Source organism: Lachnospira hominis (ex Hitch et al. 2025), assembly GCF_040096395.1.
GTDB classification, from domain to species: Bacteria; Bacillota; Clostridia; order Lachnospirales; family Lachnospiraceae; genus Lachnospira; species Lachnospira hominis.
This window is the reverse complement of sequence record NZ_JBBMES010000008.1, coordinates 118,293-134,660: the sequence shown is the minus strand read 5'-3', so window position 1 is coordinate 134,660 and position 16,368 is coordinate 118,293. Positions and strand designations below refer to the sequence as shown.

The following is a 16,368-nucleotide window of genomic DNA, read 5'->3' as shown; positions in this document are numbered from 1 at the left end:
TATATCTAAAAATACATTTCTGTACTTTATTCAAAAAATATCATTTTAGGGCTTGACTTTTAATAGTTAGTCTCCTTACGTGTAAAATCTCTCTCCGTTTTCCAGACAGATACTCGCGAGCCTCCCATTTGGCAGACCACATCCACAATCCAACATGTACACATTCTCCTGCTCATTTAACCAAATTGAACTTGACTCTTAATCAAGATATCTGCCTTTGGTATTATAATAACCATATCTCTTCATGATTAACGCTCCTTTACTAGTCTTAAAATGTGTACATAAATACTGGAACGTTCCATAAAGGGATGTCCATACATTTCGTGACTGTTTATCAGTCGTTTTTTGGTAGTTTCAAAAAGTACACTTTTTAACACCACCTCCTTAAAATGGGTATAAAAAAAGAAGGTATATTTCAACCTTCCTCTTAAATCCCTATAAATATAAGAAATGACACCACCTCAACCCTTGATTTATCGTCATGGGCGAAGCGGTGTCAATACTTGTAATTTTTGAATCCTTTTAAAACCCTTAGGTGGATTCTAGTTTTTCTAGTGCATTGCTCACTTCTATACTTAATCCTTCTACTCTCCTATATGCTAATTCTCCCATACTTAGGTCATACACTAGTTTCTTTTTCATTTCAGCCTCTATATGAACAGTATTTCTGTATTCATATAATTTGACTAAATCATCTGCCAATCCTTTACTTATCAGATTCAGCTCTAATAATGCTGCTACTTTTTGTTCATAGCGAATTTTAGTTTTATCAACAGCTTGAACCTTATTATAGCATGGAATAATATCTTTTTTATCATGTTCCAGTTCTTTGGCTATTTTTTCCAATTTATGTCCTGGTATTCCAATTTTGACCAAGCGTTCTTGAAACAGAAGATTTTTTACTGTATTCGTTTCCTCAAATAGTTCAAACAACAAATAATTAACAACCGCCTCTTGAATAGACACATACATTATTACCTGTGTCTTTATCTGAGCTAATAAAAGCTCGTCCGAAGCTTGTAAACCCTCAAAGAATTTATAAATTTTTCTCGCATTTATAAATTCTACAATAAGTCTATCTCTCAAACTTTTATTCTCAATAAATGGATAAAAATGTGACTCATACCACTCTTTATTAGGTAAATGTCCTGATATATAATTCTCTAGTCCTTTTTTAGTCTCACTTGTAAATGCCATTTTCTACTATCTCCTTTGTCGTAATACTTACTTAATATTAATCGATTTTGAGTTTGATATAAAAATCCTTTCCCTACTTTAAGATTGACTTAATTACTGCTTCGAGAGGAACTTTTTATAATAATGCCGTGGCATACTAATATACAGTTACCAAATCAGCTTGAAATGCCTCAACGCATCCATAATATACTCCACCTTTTCCTGTGGACACTGCTTCACTTCTGGATTCTCTTTCTTGGACTTATTATAATTCTCCCCCATATCCAGACCACACATCCGCTTAACCTGTGCAATGTAAGAAGTCTGCACATTCACACCATACTTGTCCTTCACATAATCCTTAATCTTCTGATAAGTAGCTTTTTCTTCTGGTGTATAATTACTCTCCTCATCAGGTTCCATTGTAACCTCAATTTTCGGTGTATCTTTTTTGAGGGATAATTTGACGACCGTCTCATTTTGTGTATCATTGTCCAAAATTAGTGTAAACTCTTTTTCTATAATCGACAACTTAAATTCTATGGATTTCATCCATTGTCCATTCTCTTTGCGTTCTTCGTAAATCTGCACATTATCCACTAACTGTGACAGAAACTCTCGTTTCTCAGCTTCGTTCATTTTGGCATACAGCTTATCAAAGAAAATGAGTGCCTTGTAGATATTGTCTCCGGTAATCTTGTCTGCCAGCAGAGCACGCTTCTTAGTTTTTGCAGATACCAGTAAATCCTCTGCTTCATCTATTTTATCATAAGTTTTGTACAAGCGGTTCTCCAAATCTGTTTTTCTTCGCTGATAATGTTTATCCTCATAATCAAGAGAATCCATATCTGACAAGATAGCATCTTTATTATGATATAGCTGTCTTAATTGTTTTTCGTAATTTGCTATTTTCTGATCTAATGTGCTTGTGTCTACTTCCATATTTATCTTGCTGCGTATTAAATCCGAAAATTTAGGATTGCTAACCAATTTACTAATCACCTCTGCAACAGAAGCATCCAGCATTTCCTCATGCACCTGTTTTTTATAATCGCATTTATGACCTCTGGTCATGTTCCGGTGTTTACAGCCATAATAATAAAAGTCCTTATAATTGCTTCCATCCTTGCGCTTCTTAATGGCCTTGTTGCCATACATTCCGGCACCGCAGACAGGACATTTCAAAATTCCTGATAATAGATGAATCTTTTCTCTCTTGTCACGATTGACCTTTTCATACTTTTTAGCCTGTGCCGCCACCTTGACCTGTGCCTGCTCCCATACTTCTTCTGATACAAGAGCTTCATGTAAACCATCTACCAACAGATAATCGTCTTTCTTAACCTGCCTGTACTCGTTCCTTGTACCATGAACCTTTTCTGTCCGTCTTCTGCCATAGGAAATTTTACTGCTATAAACCGGATTCTGTATAATCCTTCTGATAAGAGCAGCATCAAATAACGGATTTTTGCCATTCTGTCTGGCTATCTTATGAATTCCATTTACCTTCCCTGGCTTTCTGCATCCTGCCTTCCATTGTCTGAACACGAATGTTCTCACGTTCACTCTCTGCCACTGCTGACAGAACAGATATCATAAGTTTTCCAGCATCTTTAGATGAATCTATTCCATCCTCTACACAAATCAGATTTACACCAAAATCCTGCATCACTTGTAATGTTGCAAGGACATCTGCCGCATTTCATCCAAATCTGGAAAGCTTAAATACAAGGACATAAGACACTTCATCTTTTCCTGATTTGATATCGTCCATCATCTGATTAAAGGCAATTCTTCAATTTACATATCACCTCCCGGAAGTGCCGAAACCGCTGATAAATTAATACTGGCTAATGTATCCATCTGCTTAATTGCCAAATTTCTAAGCAATACGAGTCTTTCTGATTGAGATTTTCCCTGTTCAATTAAAATTGCATTATAGCTCTCCATATTTGCCAATACCAATAACTGATTTAAATTTGCATCATCGCGCACATTACCCTTTTTACTTAGATTGTTATTTTTCCATTGCTTTGCAGTCTGTCCAAATAAAGCAACATTTAAAAGATCTGCTTCACTGGCATATGTATAGGCAATCTGTTCCGGTGTTAGTTCTGGTGGAATCAAATTTTCTTTTACTGCATCTGTGTGAATACGATAGTTCACCTTTGATAATGCTCTGTTCAAATTCCAATCCAATGACAGGCGACTATTTTCGTCCTGTTTCAGTCTGCGATAGTCTTTCATAATATACAGTTGAAATTCTGGAGAAATCCATGTTGCAAATGCCATAGCAATATCACTATGTGCATAAGTTCCTCCACCATACCTGCCTGCTTTCGACACTATTCCAATAGCATTTGTCTGTTCAATCCATTTGGTCGGTGTCATAACAAATCTGTTTAATCCCGCCTCACTTCTAACCGCCTCGAATTGCACACGGTTAAAATCCGGATTGTGAAGTTCTTCCCAGACCGCCAAAAACTCAACTGTATTCCTGTTTCGCATCCAGTTCTGAATGACAAATCTGGGATCATTATCATTTCTGTATTTTGCGATATCTGTCAACGAAATGTATTCATTTTCAAAATCCTTCGTGTAAATTCCAATATCAATACCCTTTGCATGAATAATTTCTCGAACTATTTTATTTGCCATCTCTATTCCTCCACAATGCTTTCCATTTGCTCCAGTTTCTGCAATGCCTTCATATATGCCATCAATCTTTTATACTGTTCGTCTCCAAGGCTATGAATCTGCTTTAATATCTTAATATCCGACCTGGTCACTTCATAATCCATATCTGTATCTTTATACTCCGGATCAATTCCTTTTCCCGTTAAAAGCTGTTCCGGTGTAATATCCAATGCGTCACATATGGATATTAAACAGTCTGCTTTTGGATTTGTCTTTTTCTTTTTCCAGTCACTGATGTTGCTTGTTGCAATCCCGGTTCTTCTCGACAGTTCCAACTGGCTCATGTTCTTCTGCTCCATTATGTAAAAAATTCTTTCACTGATAATCATGTGTGTTCCTCCGTCATGTTTTATATCCGTATTTATCGTTTTCACTTTCCGTTTATACGGCTATTCTATCATGCCGCAGCATTTCTTTCAATAGGAATGATAATACTTCTGAATTTCTCAATATTTTCCATTTTATATAATTCCTTGTACAGCTGTTTTATTCTCTTCATGCGAAGATAACAATCCGGATTCGGTAATTGATCCAGTTCCATTGCGTCTGCATACTTTGCTACCATTTCTCCAATGAAATTCGCCAAATCACTCCATGCATCTCTTTCTTTTATAACCACTTTATTTTTTACCATAAATGAAATCCTTTCTTTTTTGCTCATTGGCAATCAGTGCCCCAGTATATACCCGGCGCATTTTTGCTTGTTGGGGAAGTCTCCGTTCCACTCCAGTCCGCGCAGAGCAGACGTCAACTGGACGTCTTGTGCCCCCAATCCCCTCGAACTGCGGATAAACCGCAGAGCCACGCTAACGCTTTTTATCAATTCACTTTCTCTTCTTTGGTTCTTCCTCGTATAGATGAATAACTGCTTCATAACGCCATCTTCCTGATATATGCACTCATATTTTGAACTCCTGCTTCCTTCATCCGATCATGCAGTAATTCCACCTCCTCTGGTTTAAATTTCACATAGATACCTTTTGAATACTCTTTCACTCTGCATTTCCTCCACTCTTTTTATTTTGTTTTTTTGAAATCACTCTATCGGGACAATTGATGATTTCTAAAAATAGGCAACAAAAAAGCAACCGATGTTACTCGATTGCCATGCTGCCACTTTTGCAAGACTATATACGCTCAAAAATTTGTTAGTATTGTACAAACTGTTTTGTCAAGTCCCACTTACAGTAAACTCCTCTAAAAGATATAGGATTTTGTTATGAAATTCTTTACTAATCCATCCTTACCACACGATTAAACTTCTCTGCACCTGTCATTCTATGCGAAACCATAATTACTGTTTTTTTCTTCATAAATACGCTCATCGCTTCAAGTACTGCATTTTCACTATATGTATCTAATGCCGATGAAGGTTCATCCATCAAAACAATAGGTGCTTCTTTCATAAATGCTCTTGCAATTGATATTCTTTGACGCTGACCACCAGACAAATTTGTCCCACCCGCAGCTACCTTAGTGTTATAACCTTTTGGCAAATCTTTGATAAATTCATCAGCATGTGCTTCTTTCGCTGCACTGACAATCACATCCATTACTGGAGCAGTCTCCTCATTCCAGCCAAATGCAATATTTTCAGCAATTGTTCCCTCAAATAAATAACTATCCTGTGGAACATATGTAATAACATTTCTTAATTCAGCCAGTGAATATTCATTTATATCTTTACCAAGTATTTTAATTTTTCCATTTTCAACAGGATAAAATCCTTGAATCAACTTAAGCAATGTACTCTTTCCACATCCGGATTCGCCGGTTATCATAACTTTCTCACCTACACTTATCTGCATCTTTTTAGAATTTAACTGAGCACGCATTTTACTCTTATCTCTTGATTCATCATTTTCATTATAAGAAAAATGTAAATTAGATATATCAATAGCCTTATCTCTTTCGTTTTGTATATTAATATTTTTTCTCTCAAGACCATTTCCTGCAGTAACCCATGTTATTTCTTCTTCCATTTCTGATTCCATGAAATCAAATACATGACCAGCACGAACAAGTGATGTTGTCAATGCAGCTATAGAGTTCCCGAGTCTTTGCATCGCATTACTCACCCCCATCTGCAAGGTAACCACAGCCATAAGCGTACCATAATCAACTCTTCCTTCTGAAACAAGCCATACCCCCACAATAATCGTTCCAAAACTTCCAATGATGCCTAACAGAAATGCAACTATCTCAAATAATGCCTCCATTTTAACTCTATCTTTTTCTGATTGGGATGATGCTTCATTTTCCTCATAAAAATAATTTAATACAACCTTAGTTCCGGAATTCATTTTCAATGTAACAAAACCTGATATAATATCGCTTAATAACATGGACAATTTGGTTGATTTCTTTTGAACCTTTTTCGCATATTTCTTAATAGATTGATTAATCTTAATAGAAACAAAAGCTGTCATTGCACTAATAATTAATGATATACACGTCAGCATTCGATTATAAAAGTACATAGTAATAATAGAAGAAACTACTATTACAATCTTTCCCAACACCCAATAGATATGCGAAAACCAGGAATCTTTCAGGGAATTAGCATCCCAGTTCAATGTCTTTATTGCGTCTGCACTATGTGTATCATTAAAAAAATACATATTCATGTTCAACAATTTCTCATACAGCTTCAACTTCAATTCATAAACCATTTTACGAACCAATCTGATTTGAAAATACCGAAGATAAGGAAATAAACACTTTAATATTACAATGACTACGCATACAACCACTGCTGTACGAAATAACTGCATGTTCTGAAATTCAATAGCATTGAGAGTCTTTTTTGTCACATACGAATAAAGTATCTGCAAAGACGATTCCATTATCAATGTTGTTATTAGAATAAACCAGTAAGCAAATCTATATTTTCCCATATAGGATAAGAATCTTTTTAAAGCTCTCATAGCAATTATTCTATCTCCTCTCGACTGTACTCCTGATACATCTGATAATATCTTCCCTGCTGATTTAGTAACTCCTTATGCGTTCCTTGTTCTACAATCCTGCCATGTTCTAATACATAAATCCTGTCATAATTCTTAATGGTATTAAGTCTATGTGCAACGGCAATAACTGTATGATTCCTTGCCACTTCATCAAATGTATTACAAATGGTATTTTCCGTTTCTTGGTCAAGGGCAGATGTTGGTTCATCGAGCAAAAAAATCGGTGCATTTTTCACTATTGCTCTCGCAATAGTAAGTCTTTGTCTTTGCCCTCCTGACAGATTATTTCCTTTTTCCGTAAGAACTGTATCTATACCTTCTGGCAACGCTTTAATAAATTCCTCACAGCCAGACATTTTAAGTGCCATTATTATTTTCTCATTACTGACATCCGGATTACCAATCCGAATATTATCCGCAATAGACATAGGAAACAATGTTGCTTCCTGTGAAATAAGTGCCAATTTCTTACGAATTTCATTTGATGTAAAATTGTAATAATCTATCCCCTCATAGAATATTCCACCATTTTTGCTTGATATTTGTCTTGAAATCAGTTTTATGATTGTGCTTTTCCCACTTCCACTTTCTCCTACAAAAGCTATTCTTTCTCCTTTTTTCACATCAAAACTCACATTAATCAAAACTTTTTCGTCCCCATATCCAAATGTAACATCATTAAAGCTGATTAACGGAAAATCTGTTATCATTTTGTCACTCTTCATACCAGCTGACAGTTCTTCCTCAGGCATAATATCAATAACGTCAAACACTCTCGAAACTGATACCAAGGCAGTCTGTGAACGTACAACCAACTGATAACAGCCTGATAACGGCTCTATCAATTTTTTTATTATACTTATATATGCAATTAACACGCCCATAGTGATTGCATTTCTAAATACCAGTACCCCGCCAACACAAATGGCAAGTGCCATAGGGACTTCCTGTATTGCTCTTGATATTGGCTCCAGATTATACTGAGCCAAATCCGTTTCATTAGATGTTTTAAATGTTTTGTAAAGAGCGTTTTCATACCGGTTCATCATTTTTTCTTGAATATTATATGACTTTATTATTTCTGCCCCTGCAAATGCCTCATCCACATTATTATTAGTAAGCCCCAGTTCTTTTACATACTGAGACTGACGAAGTTTTATCGGCTTTAGCAGCTTTACATTTAACGGCACCATAATGGCCAGCGGAAATAAACATATCATTGCCAATGGAGCATTCATAGAAATCAGATATACTGAATATACAACTGTAAGAATTGGCACATACAGGCAGTCTTTAAAATAACCAGACATGAAACCTGCAAGACCTTCTATATCTTCAGTCATTCGTTCCATAAGATCTCCATAATTACATTGATTGATATATTCCGGTGAGGCATTTATCAATGAATTCACAGCATCATTCCTAAAATCCTTTAACAATCCAGCACCGACAAAACCTGTCATTGCAACTAACATATAATTTGATACAATACCAACACATATCACAATTATTATTTTCAAAATAATATACCAGATTTCCTGCATCATATTACCCTTAGAAATGATATCTATTATTTCCCTTAATATATCGATAACCATAACTGTAGATATTGATGCAGTTACACTTGAAATAGCCGCTGCTATCATTTGTATCCAATATTTTTTACTGTACACTAACAGCCTTTTCATATAGACATTTTCCTCCATTTCTTTTATACTATATACAAGTATAACTTGCACAAAATATTCTTTCAATGTCATTTACGCAGCATATTTTTATACTTTTTACAATTTCAAATTGCAGATAATATATTTTTGAAGGGAGATTTATATGCCTCAGACCGATAGACATAAAGAAAGAGAAATTCCAATAGAATTTGATTTTTATAATACACTGGAATCATTACCAATGAATAACAGGTGTACTATCATTATGGTTTCTTGTGGAAATGCAACTATTAAAATCAATAATCATATTCAAACAGTTACATCTCCAGCTGTACTATGTATATCCCAATACGACAATTTTCAATGTCTGGAACATACACATTTAAGTGCCAAGGCATTTCACTTTGATCCATGGTACATAAAAGCATGTTTAAAATTTGAAAATCTTGAAGATTCGATTCCAATCGATGAAAAATTTGTTTACGATAGAAATATGCTATATATGTTTACAAAGCATCATGGAAATTTTCAAGGCATTTTTTACTTAACACCTCAACAATATGTTCACATTAATGAACTTATGCTTATGATTGGTGCTGAGACATACGCACAAAGCGATGATTACTGGACTTGCCGTATCAGAAGAATGCTGCGCCAGACACTTAATTGTATTTTTGACATATATGTAGACCAGTGTAAATTAAAATTCTACGAATTATCTGAGAATACTAATCCGGTTACAACCTGCACTGATTACATTCATGACAACTATCAGAACGATATTACATTAAGTTTCCTATGTGAACTTGTACACTTGAATCGAACCACACTTAACCAGCGTTTCAAGCAGCAAGTAAATTGTACATGTATTGAATACCTGCTTCACTATCGTCTTAAGATATCACAAGAATTGCTATCTAACACCAATCTCAAAATTGATGATATTGCAACCCAATGTGGTTTTAAATATAGTTCTTACTTCAACCGGCAATTTACAAAATGCCTTGGAATCACACCTTCTGAATTTAGAAAGAATCCTACAGGGTATAGCATGTTTGAAGGTGAAAAGATTAGTAAATTATGAACATATCGTCTCATCACATCTTATGATTAGATAAGATAGGTATAATTCTAATAAGTCTTAATACCCTCAGTCTCATTACCTTGTCCTTTGGACACTCCAAGACAACCAAAAAGGACATCCCTTGACCCGTAATATTTACGGTTCAGGAGTGTCCTTTTTACGCTTCCTATCAGTAAGATAGACACACGATGCTATTTATCCACAATCAAATCATACCAAAGTGCTTAAATGCCTGCATGATTGCCTCTTCCTTCTCTGGTGTACACTGTGGCTGTCTCGCATTCTCCGACTTTGATAAGTTATAATTTTCACCTACATCCAGTCCACATTTCTTCTTGATCTGTGCGATATACAATGAAGAAACCTTAAGTCCTGTCTGCTCCAAGATATACGCTTTGATTTTCTCATATGTTGCCTTTCCCTGCAAACCGGATAAATCCATATCCTCTAAGGAAAAGTCCATTGCAATCTTTTTCGAGTCGATTACTCCCTTGGAAAGTAAGACAACCGTCTCATCTGTACTTTCGTTATCCCAATCCACGCCTAATACATTTCTGCCATTCATATATATAGGAAATTTAAACCGGAGACCTTTTAATATTCTGCCGTCCTTTTGCTCTTCCTCATAGATAAATACATCAGACAGGAAGCTCTTCAAAAATGTCTTCTTTTCCAGATCTGTAAATTTATCATACAGCTTATCAAAGAATAAAAGGAACTGGTAAACATTATCTTCTGAGATTTTGTCCTGCCTGATATTATATAGTCTTGTTTCGACTTCTTCCATGGCATTCTCAATATCAGTGATTTCATCATATAGCTTGTCCAAACGTTCCTGCATGTCATTATATTTTTTGTCATAATTCTTATCGGATACAGATAAATGATCCATCTTGTCAGCAAGCCTGTTTTTTGCCCCGGTTGTCTGGCTCAGTCTGTCTTTTAATCCATCATATTCCTTGTCAAGCTCTGAAGTATCAATGCTGCTTCCTATCTGCTTACGGATTTCCTGCTCAAACTTTGGGTTCTTTACAAATTTACGGATAATTTCCTCAACTGCCGCATTGATTCTGTCCTCATTCCACTGTCTTTTATAAGTACAGCAATGTCCATCCACAAGCTTCCTGTGTTTGCAGGCATAATAAAAATACTCTTTATAATAGCCTCCATCCGGATGCTTCTTGCGGTTTACATTGCCATACATACCGCTTCCACAGACAGGACACTTAATAATTCCGGATAAAATATGCTCATGTTCAAGGCTGTGCGTTTTTACCTGTAAAACACCTGTCTCCTGACGCTTTCTGTGTGCCTGATTCCACATTTCTTCTGATATGATTGCCTCATGGATTCCATCACTTAACAGGTAATCCTTTTGTTTTACGATATAATATTCATTTCTTGTTCCCGGAATCTTATCATTTTTTCTTCTGCCAAATGCAAGCTTGCCACAATATATCGGATTGTCCAGCACACCCTTGACGAATGATGTAGAAAAACCTTCGATTGTGTTATTCTGGCGAAGCTTTTTCTTATAACCACTGTTATTTAAAAATGCAGCTATCGCAGCCATTCCCATCGTTGTATTGACGAATTTATCATATATAATACGGATAATCTCTGCCTCATCCTCTGCAATGATAAGCTCACCATTTACCAGCTGATAGCCATATGGTGCAAATCCGCCGTTCCATCTGCCTTCTCTCGCTTTCTGTCGGCGGCCTTCCTTTGTCTGGACAAGGATATTCTCACGTTCTATCTCTGCTACCGCAGATAACACAGATATCATAAGATTTCCGGCATCCTTGGAACTGTCAATCCCATCCTCTACACAGATAAGATTAACCCCATAATCCTGCATTTTCTGCAATGATGATAAAACATCTGCGACATTTCTTCCAAATCGTGACAGCTTAAATACCAGCACATAATCAACATTGTCTTTGCCACTTTCTATATCCACAAGCATCTGCTTAAACTGTGGTCTGCCTTCCACGCTTTTGCCAGATTTACCCTCATCAGAATATTCACCGACGATAGACATTTCCTGATAATCTGCGTATTTTCTAAGCTTGTCCTTCTGTGCATCAAGACTGTAGCCTTCTACCTGCATGGAAGTAGAAACTCCTGTGTATATGTAACATTTCTGCTGTTTTTTCATCAGATGTTATCTCCTTTTTACTTCCTTGGAAACCTCTTTAATGCTTTCAAGATATGCTTTTTCGACTGGTGTTAAAGTAATCTCCTGATATTTTCTGTATTCTGACTTTGCTTTCTCCAATGCCTGTTTATGACTTACAGAACCGGAACCAGTTAAAAGCTTTCTATTTCCTGATGACAACACACTATCCAGCTGCTTTACATAATCATCCATATACATTGGCTTATGTTCAATTGCATTAATTTCTGCCAAATCAAAATAACCAGAAACAAGATTGTTTAATACTTTGAGTTCATTTTCTTCAAGATAATTCTTTGCAATTCCTATATCCTTTAACGCTGGTAATTCACCTGAAAATGAAGTAAGTCCCATAAATGGCTTTTCTGCATCTGCCCGCTGATATATAACCTCTGCCGCAGTATTACCATGTGCTGCATAGTGAAGTTTATTCTGAACAATTTTAAAGAATCTAACAGACTCTTCGCTATGAGGATTGTAATCTACACTCGTAGCATACAAATCAAGAACCTGACGATACAATACCTTTTCTGAAGATCTGATATCCCTGATTCTGTCAAGTAACTCTTTCCAGTAATTTCCTCCACCATTTCCTTTCAAACGCTCGTCATCTATCGTAAATCCCTTAATCATATATTCTTTTAACCGCTTTGTTGCCCACTGCCTGAATCTTGTTGCAATCACTGATTTAATACGGTATCCAAGAGAGATAATCATATCAAGATTATAATGAGGAATCTGCCTTGTAACCTCACGATTTCCTTCTTTTCGAACCTGTCGGAAATTCCGACAGGTTGAAATTTCGTCTAATTCACCCTCCTCATAAATATGCTTAATATGTTCTACTACATTTGTTCGAGAAGTTTGGAATAACTCTGACATCTGCTGTTGTGTCAGCCATACTGTATCATCTTCTATTTTAACTTCTATATTTGTCTGCCCATCATCAGTCTGATATATAAGTATTTCCCCATATTCATCGGTTCCAATTTTATCTTCCATAAGCACCTCTCCAATCCATTACTTTTAAACTATGAAATGTGAACACATGTGTTCACTATTGTCCCAACTAAATCTTATCATCATTCCAACCGCTGTTCAACCAAAACTTTTTCCATTATATAGTGCAAAATAAAAGAGACTCCACTCGCCATGAATGAAGCCTCCTGATATATGTATACATCCTACAGCATATTGTCTGCAAGAAAGCTGCAGCAACGTTCAAAATCCTTGTTCATTGCCAAGCCTCCTTAAAATATAATACTGTGAACTATTCACAGAACATATTTTATCGCAAGGCTTTTAAAAATGGAATAGATTTTACCAAACGACAGTTTTCAAAAAACTTATCTGTCAAAAATTAATTTCTCCCAAGGTTCATATCCTGCCATGTAGCCGAATTCTTCCTCATTTCTGAATCCTTCAAGAAGTTTTTCTTTTACACCATCTAATATAGCTTCATCAATATCTCTGAACTTCATATGCTTATATAAACCGGACTTTCTAAAATCATACATAGTACCCACATTATCAAGAAGATGTTTTACCACCTTATATGTTCCCTCTACATCTTTCCCTGCACATACAATATCAAGCATTGGCGAATACTCATTATATTTTCCCATTTCCAATGTATGGGCAACTGCCTGTACTTTCCCTGACAGAAATCTCGCATAACCAATATCATTTTCCCGCAATGCCAGTCCAGCCATTGTGGAAAGCACAAAATTAAGTGTACTAAAGCCGGAAAAAATAACATTTTCATATTTCTCATATGCTTCTTTGATTTTTCCCTGCTCTTGGAGTAATCTTCCCCGATAATAACTTTTCATAGGATCGTGTTCTGAAAAATAGTCCAGATATTTTTCTGCCTTGGCATAATCCTTCTTACGTAAATAAAATCCAAATAGAGAATCTGCTGCATGATGCTGTATCTCTTCATTCTCATCATGTAGTGCCAGCTCATACCATACGTTAATCTGCTTATCATATTTTTCCGGATTCGTGCATTTATCCGTTATTCTTCTTGTATCAAGTATTACCGCAGCCTGCCAGATAAGCATGTTACAATTCGGATATTCTTTTATAAGCCTCATTGCCCATTCATAAGTCTTTTCATAGCCTTCTTCTGAAAACATCCTGTCCATCTTCCTGATAATTTCTTCGATTTCAGTATCTGAAAGTTTTTCATGAAAAGAAAGCAATGTATCAAGCGAAATATCAAGCAGCCTCGCAATTGGTGCCAGCAGTTCAATATCCGGCTTGGAATTACTATTCTCCCATTTGTTTACAGCCGGTGTCGTCACGCCTAATCTGTTTGCCATCTCCTCCTGCGTCATACCAGCTTCTTTTCTATATTTTTTTATAACAACGCCTATATCCATTTGCTTCATCTCCTAAAAAAATTCAAAAGCTTTTGTATACTCAGCATATCAGATTCATATAGATTGCACAATTGAGCAGCGTTTAATTTTTATTCAATTTAATTAACCAGCAGGAAATGTCGTATGATTAATCTACTGTTTTGGTTGCTTTGATACTTCTTAGGTTGACGGCTAGATACGCATTAGAGATGTCTCCATCGAAATGCTGTTCTAGCAAGGGATTTTTCCCTTGAACCCATCATTTATGATATATGGTGGTGCTTTTCGCCACCATTTTATCATTTTGGTGGCACTTTCCGCCCCCACTTTACGATTTTGACGGTGCTTTTTGCCACCACTTTTTATGTTCTGATTTCATTGTAATATTGTTTAGATTACAGATTTCAAAAACGGGTGTGCAAAATGGAGCCATTTTTAAATTCCGGTGAAGTTTAGATTTACCATACATACAAATTATAAGTTATTTACTTCTCTTCATACTTTTTAACGATAACTAAACTATAAGCAGCCATAATTACAATTGTTTCCACCATCACACCAATAACCGACAACAGAACGTATGGTGTATTTTGATCTTCTAACAGCGGAATTCCTAATATAACAAAAATGATTCCATAGATTATAAACAATAGTCCGCTCGCACGATTGTAACCTTTCACATCTTTTACTTTTATTGTTTCGGTATTAGCCCAGAATCCAACGGGATTCTTAGAAAACATATCTTTTATTCCTAATCCAATTATAAACACTCCAAAAAGTGACCATATAACAAACCCAATCATATTGTTTCTCCTTACAAACCGCATTAAAACCATAATGAGACACATTCTTGTATTTTCCAAAATCGAGATTTACTAATTCTACAAATTCCGATTGAACAAACTCCTTTTATTTCTGCTAAATCATCTTAAAATGCTCCAATGCCTCCACAATTGATCTCTCCTTATCTTCTGGACACTGCGGCTGCCTGCTATCTTCATTTTTAGGTAAATTAGGACTTGTAACAAGTTCCAAGTCTGTCGCGGCAGTCGTCGAATTGCCCTGCAAGCAGTCCATTCTCCTCGTTGCAACGTGCAAATTCTTTCCAACCTCAATTCCACATTTTCTCTTTACCTGTGAAATATACAGATTGGAAACCTTCATGCCGGCATTATGTTCAAACACATACTTCTTTATCTCATCATATGTTGCCTTAGTCTCTGCAGATGTTATATCCACATCATCAAGTTAAATTGTGACATTAATGTAATCATCCGGCTTTTGTTTCAATTGGGACAAAAGAACAACAGTCTCCACATGGCTCGTTGGTAAAGCCACGGGGTTATTGAGATTTGCAACAACGGGTAACTGTGTCTGACAACCTCTCAACCTAAACTATAATGGATATATCAATACCGCCAACCGGTGTTGCCATATTCTTATCAAACAATACAAGATTCTTTCCTTGCGGATACACCGTACTTCCATACATTATTCCAGCATATCCTAGTGAAATAAAGTATTGCGCCAATGACTGAAAAGGAGCATATTCTATTGATTTATCTACTCCATCTCCCAAAGGAATAAATATTTGTTGCGACAACACTTTAGAATAAGTAAACACACCCCATTTAGTCATTGCTTCATTAAATGCACTTTTATCAATTGGAACATTCAACCCCGTTGCTTTAGCTATTTTTAAACTTCGTTTATATTGTTTCTGTCCATGTTTTTCAAGTTCATTATTGATATCAGCATATGACAATGCATCAGCTATTGTTAAATCAACTATCTTCTGGCCAAGAACATTGTCTAATAATTGAAAATCACAAAAGCCAAACCGCTCTCCAGCTTTCATTCTACATTCTTTTTTAGCACATTCACTTCTAGTATTTCCATCACCAACAGCCAAATATAACCATTCTACTCCTGCTGGACTAAATTGATTATCCTCATTGATAAACTCTTTTTTAGGTAAAAATCTTTCATAGTCTGGTATTTCTGTTTCCTTTAATCTTGTGCCTCTTCCAAGAGGGATACCGACAATGCTCCCCAAAGTTTTTGTTTGCAATTTAATACCATTATGGTCATGAAACAAATCATTATATGTCTTTAAGAATGGTTCCTCTTTTGCTGCTTCAACATCATTAAAGGAATTTTTCTTTGTAGCTAATGCCTCTCTGTACTCTCCCCAAGTCCGTTTAATTGAGGATTCGATTTTTTAATTTCACTA

At 35.9% G+C, this 16,368-nt stretch carries 14 protein-coding genes and 1 pseudogene; 1 reads left to right on the top strand and 14 read right to left on the bottom strand.

All coding sequences use genetic code 11. The features are described 5' to 3' along the window. Nucleotides 1–531: 531 nt before the first annotated feature. From WMO38_RS09135 to WMO38_RS09095, 8 genes and pseudogenes are all read right to left on the bottom strand, one after another. Nucleotides 532–1,197 (bottom strand): hypothetical protein, encoded by a 666-nt coding sequence (locus WMO38_RS09135; protein ID WP_349162356.1) that lies wholly within the window; start codon nt 1,195–1,197, stop codon nt 532–534. Nucleotides 1,198–1,344: 147 nt separating this feature from the next. Beyond that, nucleotides 1,345–2,971 (bottom strand): annotated as a pseudogene (locus WMO38_RS09130) (recombinase family protein); the annotation flags it as partial. 5 nt (nt 2,972–2,976) lie between these two features. Continuing rightward, on the bottom strand, nt 2,977–3,834 hold the full coding sequence (locus WMO38_RS09120; protein WP_349162353.1) for a KilA-N domain-containing protein: 858 nt from the start codon (nt 3,832–3,834) through the stop codon (nt 2,977–2,979). Between the two features lie 2 nt (nt 3,835–3,836). Continuing rightward, nucleotides 3,837–4,202 carry a helix-turn-helix domain-containing protein gene (locus WMO38_RS09115; RefSeq protein ID WP_349162351.1) on the bottom strand — a complete coding sequence of 122 codons (366 nt, stop codon included), beginning with the start codon at nt 4,200–4,202 and terminating at the stop codon, nt 3,837–3,839. Nucleotides 4,203–4,270: 68 nt separating this feature from the next. After that, nucleotides 4,271–4,507 carry a hypothetical protein gene (locus WMO38_RS09110; protein ID WP_349162349.1) on the bottom strand — a complete coding sequence of 79 codons (237 nt, stop codon included), beginning with the start codon at nt 4,505–4,507 and terminating at the stop codon, nt 4,271–4,273. 236 nt (nt 4,508–4,743) lie between these two features. Next, nucleotides 4,744–4,869, bottom strand: a complete 126-nt coding sequence (locus tag WMO38_RS09105) for a hypothetical protein (protein ID WP_349162347.1) — start codon at nt 4,867–4,869, stop codon at nt 4,744–4,746. A 236-nt stretch (nt 4,870–5,105) separates the two neighbouring features. Beyond that, nucleotides 5,106–6,800 (bottom strand): ABC transporter ATP-binding protein, encoded by a 1,695-nt coding sequence (locus WMO38_RS09100; protein WP_349162345.1) that lies wholly within the window; start codon nt 6,798–6,800, stop codon nt 5,106–5,108. 5 nt (nt 6,801–6,805) lie between these two features. Beyond that, nucleotides 6,806–8,530 carry an ABC transporter ATP-binding protein gene (locus WMO38_RS09095; protein WP_349162343.1) on the bottom strand — a complete coding sequence of 575 codons (1,725 nt, stop codon included), beginning with the start codon at nt 8,528–8,530 and terminating at the stop codon, nt 6,806–6,808. A 220-nt stretch (nt 8,531–8,750) separates the two neighbouring features. Here WMO38_RS09095 and WMO38_RS09090 point away from each other — a divergent pair, with 220 nt between their 5' ends. Continuing rightward, complete coding sequence (locus WMO38_RS09090) at nt 8,751–9,593, top strand: helix-turn-helix domain-containing protein (protein WP_349162341.1); 843 nt, start codon at nt 8,751–8,753, stop codon at nt 9,591–9,593. 205 nt (nt 9,594–9,798) lie between these two features. Here WMO38_RS09090 and WMO38_RS09085 read toward each other — a convergent pair whose 3' ends face one another. The 6 genes from WMO38_RS09085 to WMO38_RS09060 form a co-directional block, all read right to left on the bottom strand. Then, nucleotides 9,799–11,754 carry a recombinase family protein gene (locus WMO38_RS09085; RefSeq protein ID WP_435391011.1) on the bottom strand — a complete coding sequence of 652 codons (1,956 nt, stop codon included), beginning with the start codon at nt 11,752–11,754 and terminating at the stop codon, nt 9,799–9,801. 6 nt (nt 11,755–11,760) lie between these two features. Further along, entirely contained in the window at nt 11,761–12,774 is a 1,014-nt protein-coding gene (locus WMO38_RS09080) for a virulence RhuM family protein (RefSeq protein ID WP_349162339.1), read from the bottom strand. Nucleotides 12,775–13,118: 344 nt separating this feature from the next. Further along, nucleotides 13,119–14,156, bottom strand: a complete 1,038-nt coding sequence (locus WMO38_RS09075; RefSeq protein WP_349162338.1) for a helix-turn-helix domain-containing protein — start codon at nt 14,154–14,156, stop codon at nt 13,119–13,121. A 464-nt stretch (nt 14,157–14,620) separates the two neighbouring features. After that, nucleotides 14,621–14,938, bottom strand: coding sequence for a hypothetical protein (locus WMO38_RS09070; RefSeq protein WP_349162336.1), 318 nt, complete (start codon nt 14,936–14,938; stop codon nt 14,621–14,623). Nucleotides 14,939–15,053: 115 nt separating this feature from the next. Beyond that, complete coding sequence (locus tag WMO38_RS09065; RefSeq protein ID WP_349162335.1) at nt 15,054–15,374, bottom strand: tRNA (uracil-5-)-methyltransferase; 321 nt, start codon at nt 15,372–15,374, stop codon at nt 15,054–15,056. A 151-nt stretch (nt 15,375–15,525) separates the two neighbouring features. Next, complete coding sequence (locus WMO38_RS09060) at nt 15,526–16,233, bottom strand: RES family NAD+ phosphorylase (RefSeq protein ID WP_349162333.1); 708 nt, start codon at nt 16,231–16,233, stop codon at nt 15,526–15,528. Between the last annotated feature and the right edge of the window lie 135 nt (nt 16,234–16,368).

What these genes read in the sequence shown, in the direction of transcription:
- WMO38_RS09135 (WP_349162356.1), bottom strand. Translation starts at nt 1,197, where the DNA reads ATGGCATTTACAAGTGAGACTAAAAAAGGACTAGAGAATTATATATCA.
- WMO38_RS09120 (WP_349162353.1), bottom strand. Translation starts at nt 3,834, where the DNA reads ATGGCAAATAAAATAGTTCGAGAAATTATTCATGCAAAGGGTATTGAT.
- WMO38_RS09115 (WP_349162351.1), bottom strand. Translation starts at nt 4,202, where the DNA reads ATGATTATCAGTGAAAGAATTTTTTACATAATGGAGCAGAAGAACATG.
- WMO38_RS09110 (WP_349162349.1), bottom strand. Translation starts at nt 4,507, where the DNA reads ATGGTAAAAAATAAAGTGGTTATAAAAGAAAGAGATGCATGGAGTGAT.
- WMO38_RS09100 (WP_349162345.1), bottom strand. Translation starts at nt 6,800, where the DNA reads ATGAGAGCTTTAAAAAGATTCTTATCCTATATGGGAAAATATAGATTT.
- WMO38_RS09095 (WP_349162343.1), bottom strand. Translation starts at nt 8,530, where the DNA reads ATGAAAAGGCTGTTAGTGTACAGTAAAAAATATTGGATACAAATGATA.
- WMO38_RS09090 (WP_349162341.1), top strand. Translation starts at nt 8,751, where the DNA reads ATGAATAACAGGTGTACTATCATTATGGTTTCTTGTGGAAATGCAACT.
- WMO38_RS09085 (WP_435391011.1), bottom strand. Translation starts at nt 11,754, where the DNA reads ATGAAAAAACAGCAGAAATGTTACATATACACAGGAGTTTCTACTTCC.
- WMO38_RS09080 (WP_349162339.1), bottom strand. Translation starts at nt 12,774, where the DNA reads ATGGAAGATAAAATTGGAACCGATGAATATGGGGAAATACTTATATAT.
- WMO38_RS09075 (WP_349162338.1), bottom strand. Translation starts at nt 14,156, where the DNA reads ATGGATATAGGCGTTGTTATAAAAAAATATAGAAAAGAAGCTGGTATG.
- WMO38_RS09070 (WP_349162336.1), bottom strand. Translation starts at nt 14,938, where the DNA reads ATGATTGGGTTTGTTATATGGTCACTTTTTGGAGTGTTTATAATTGGA.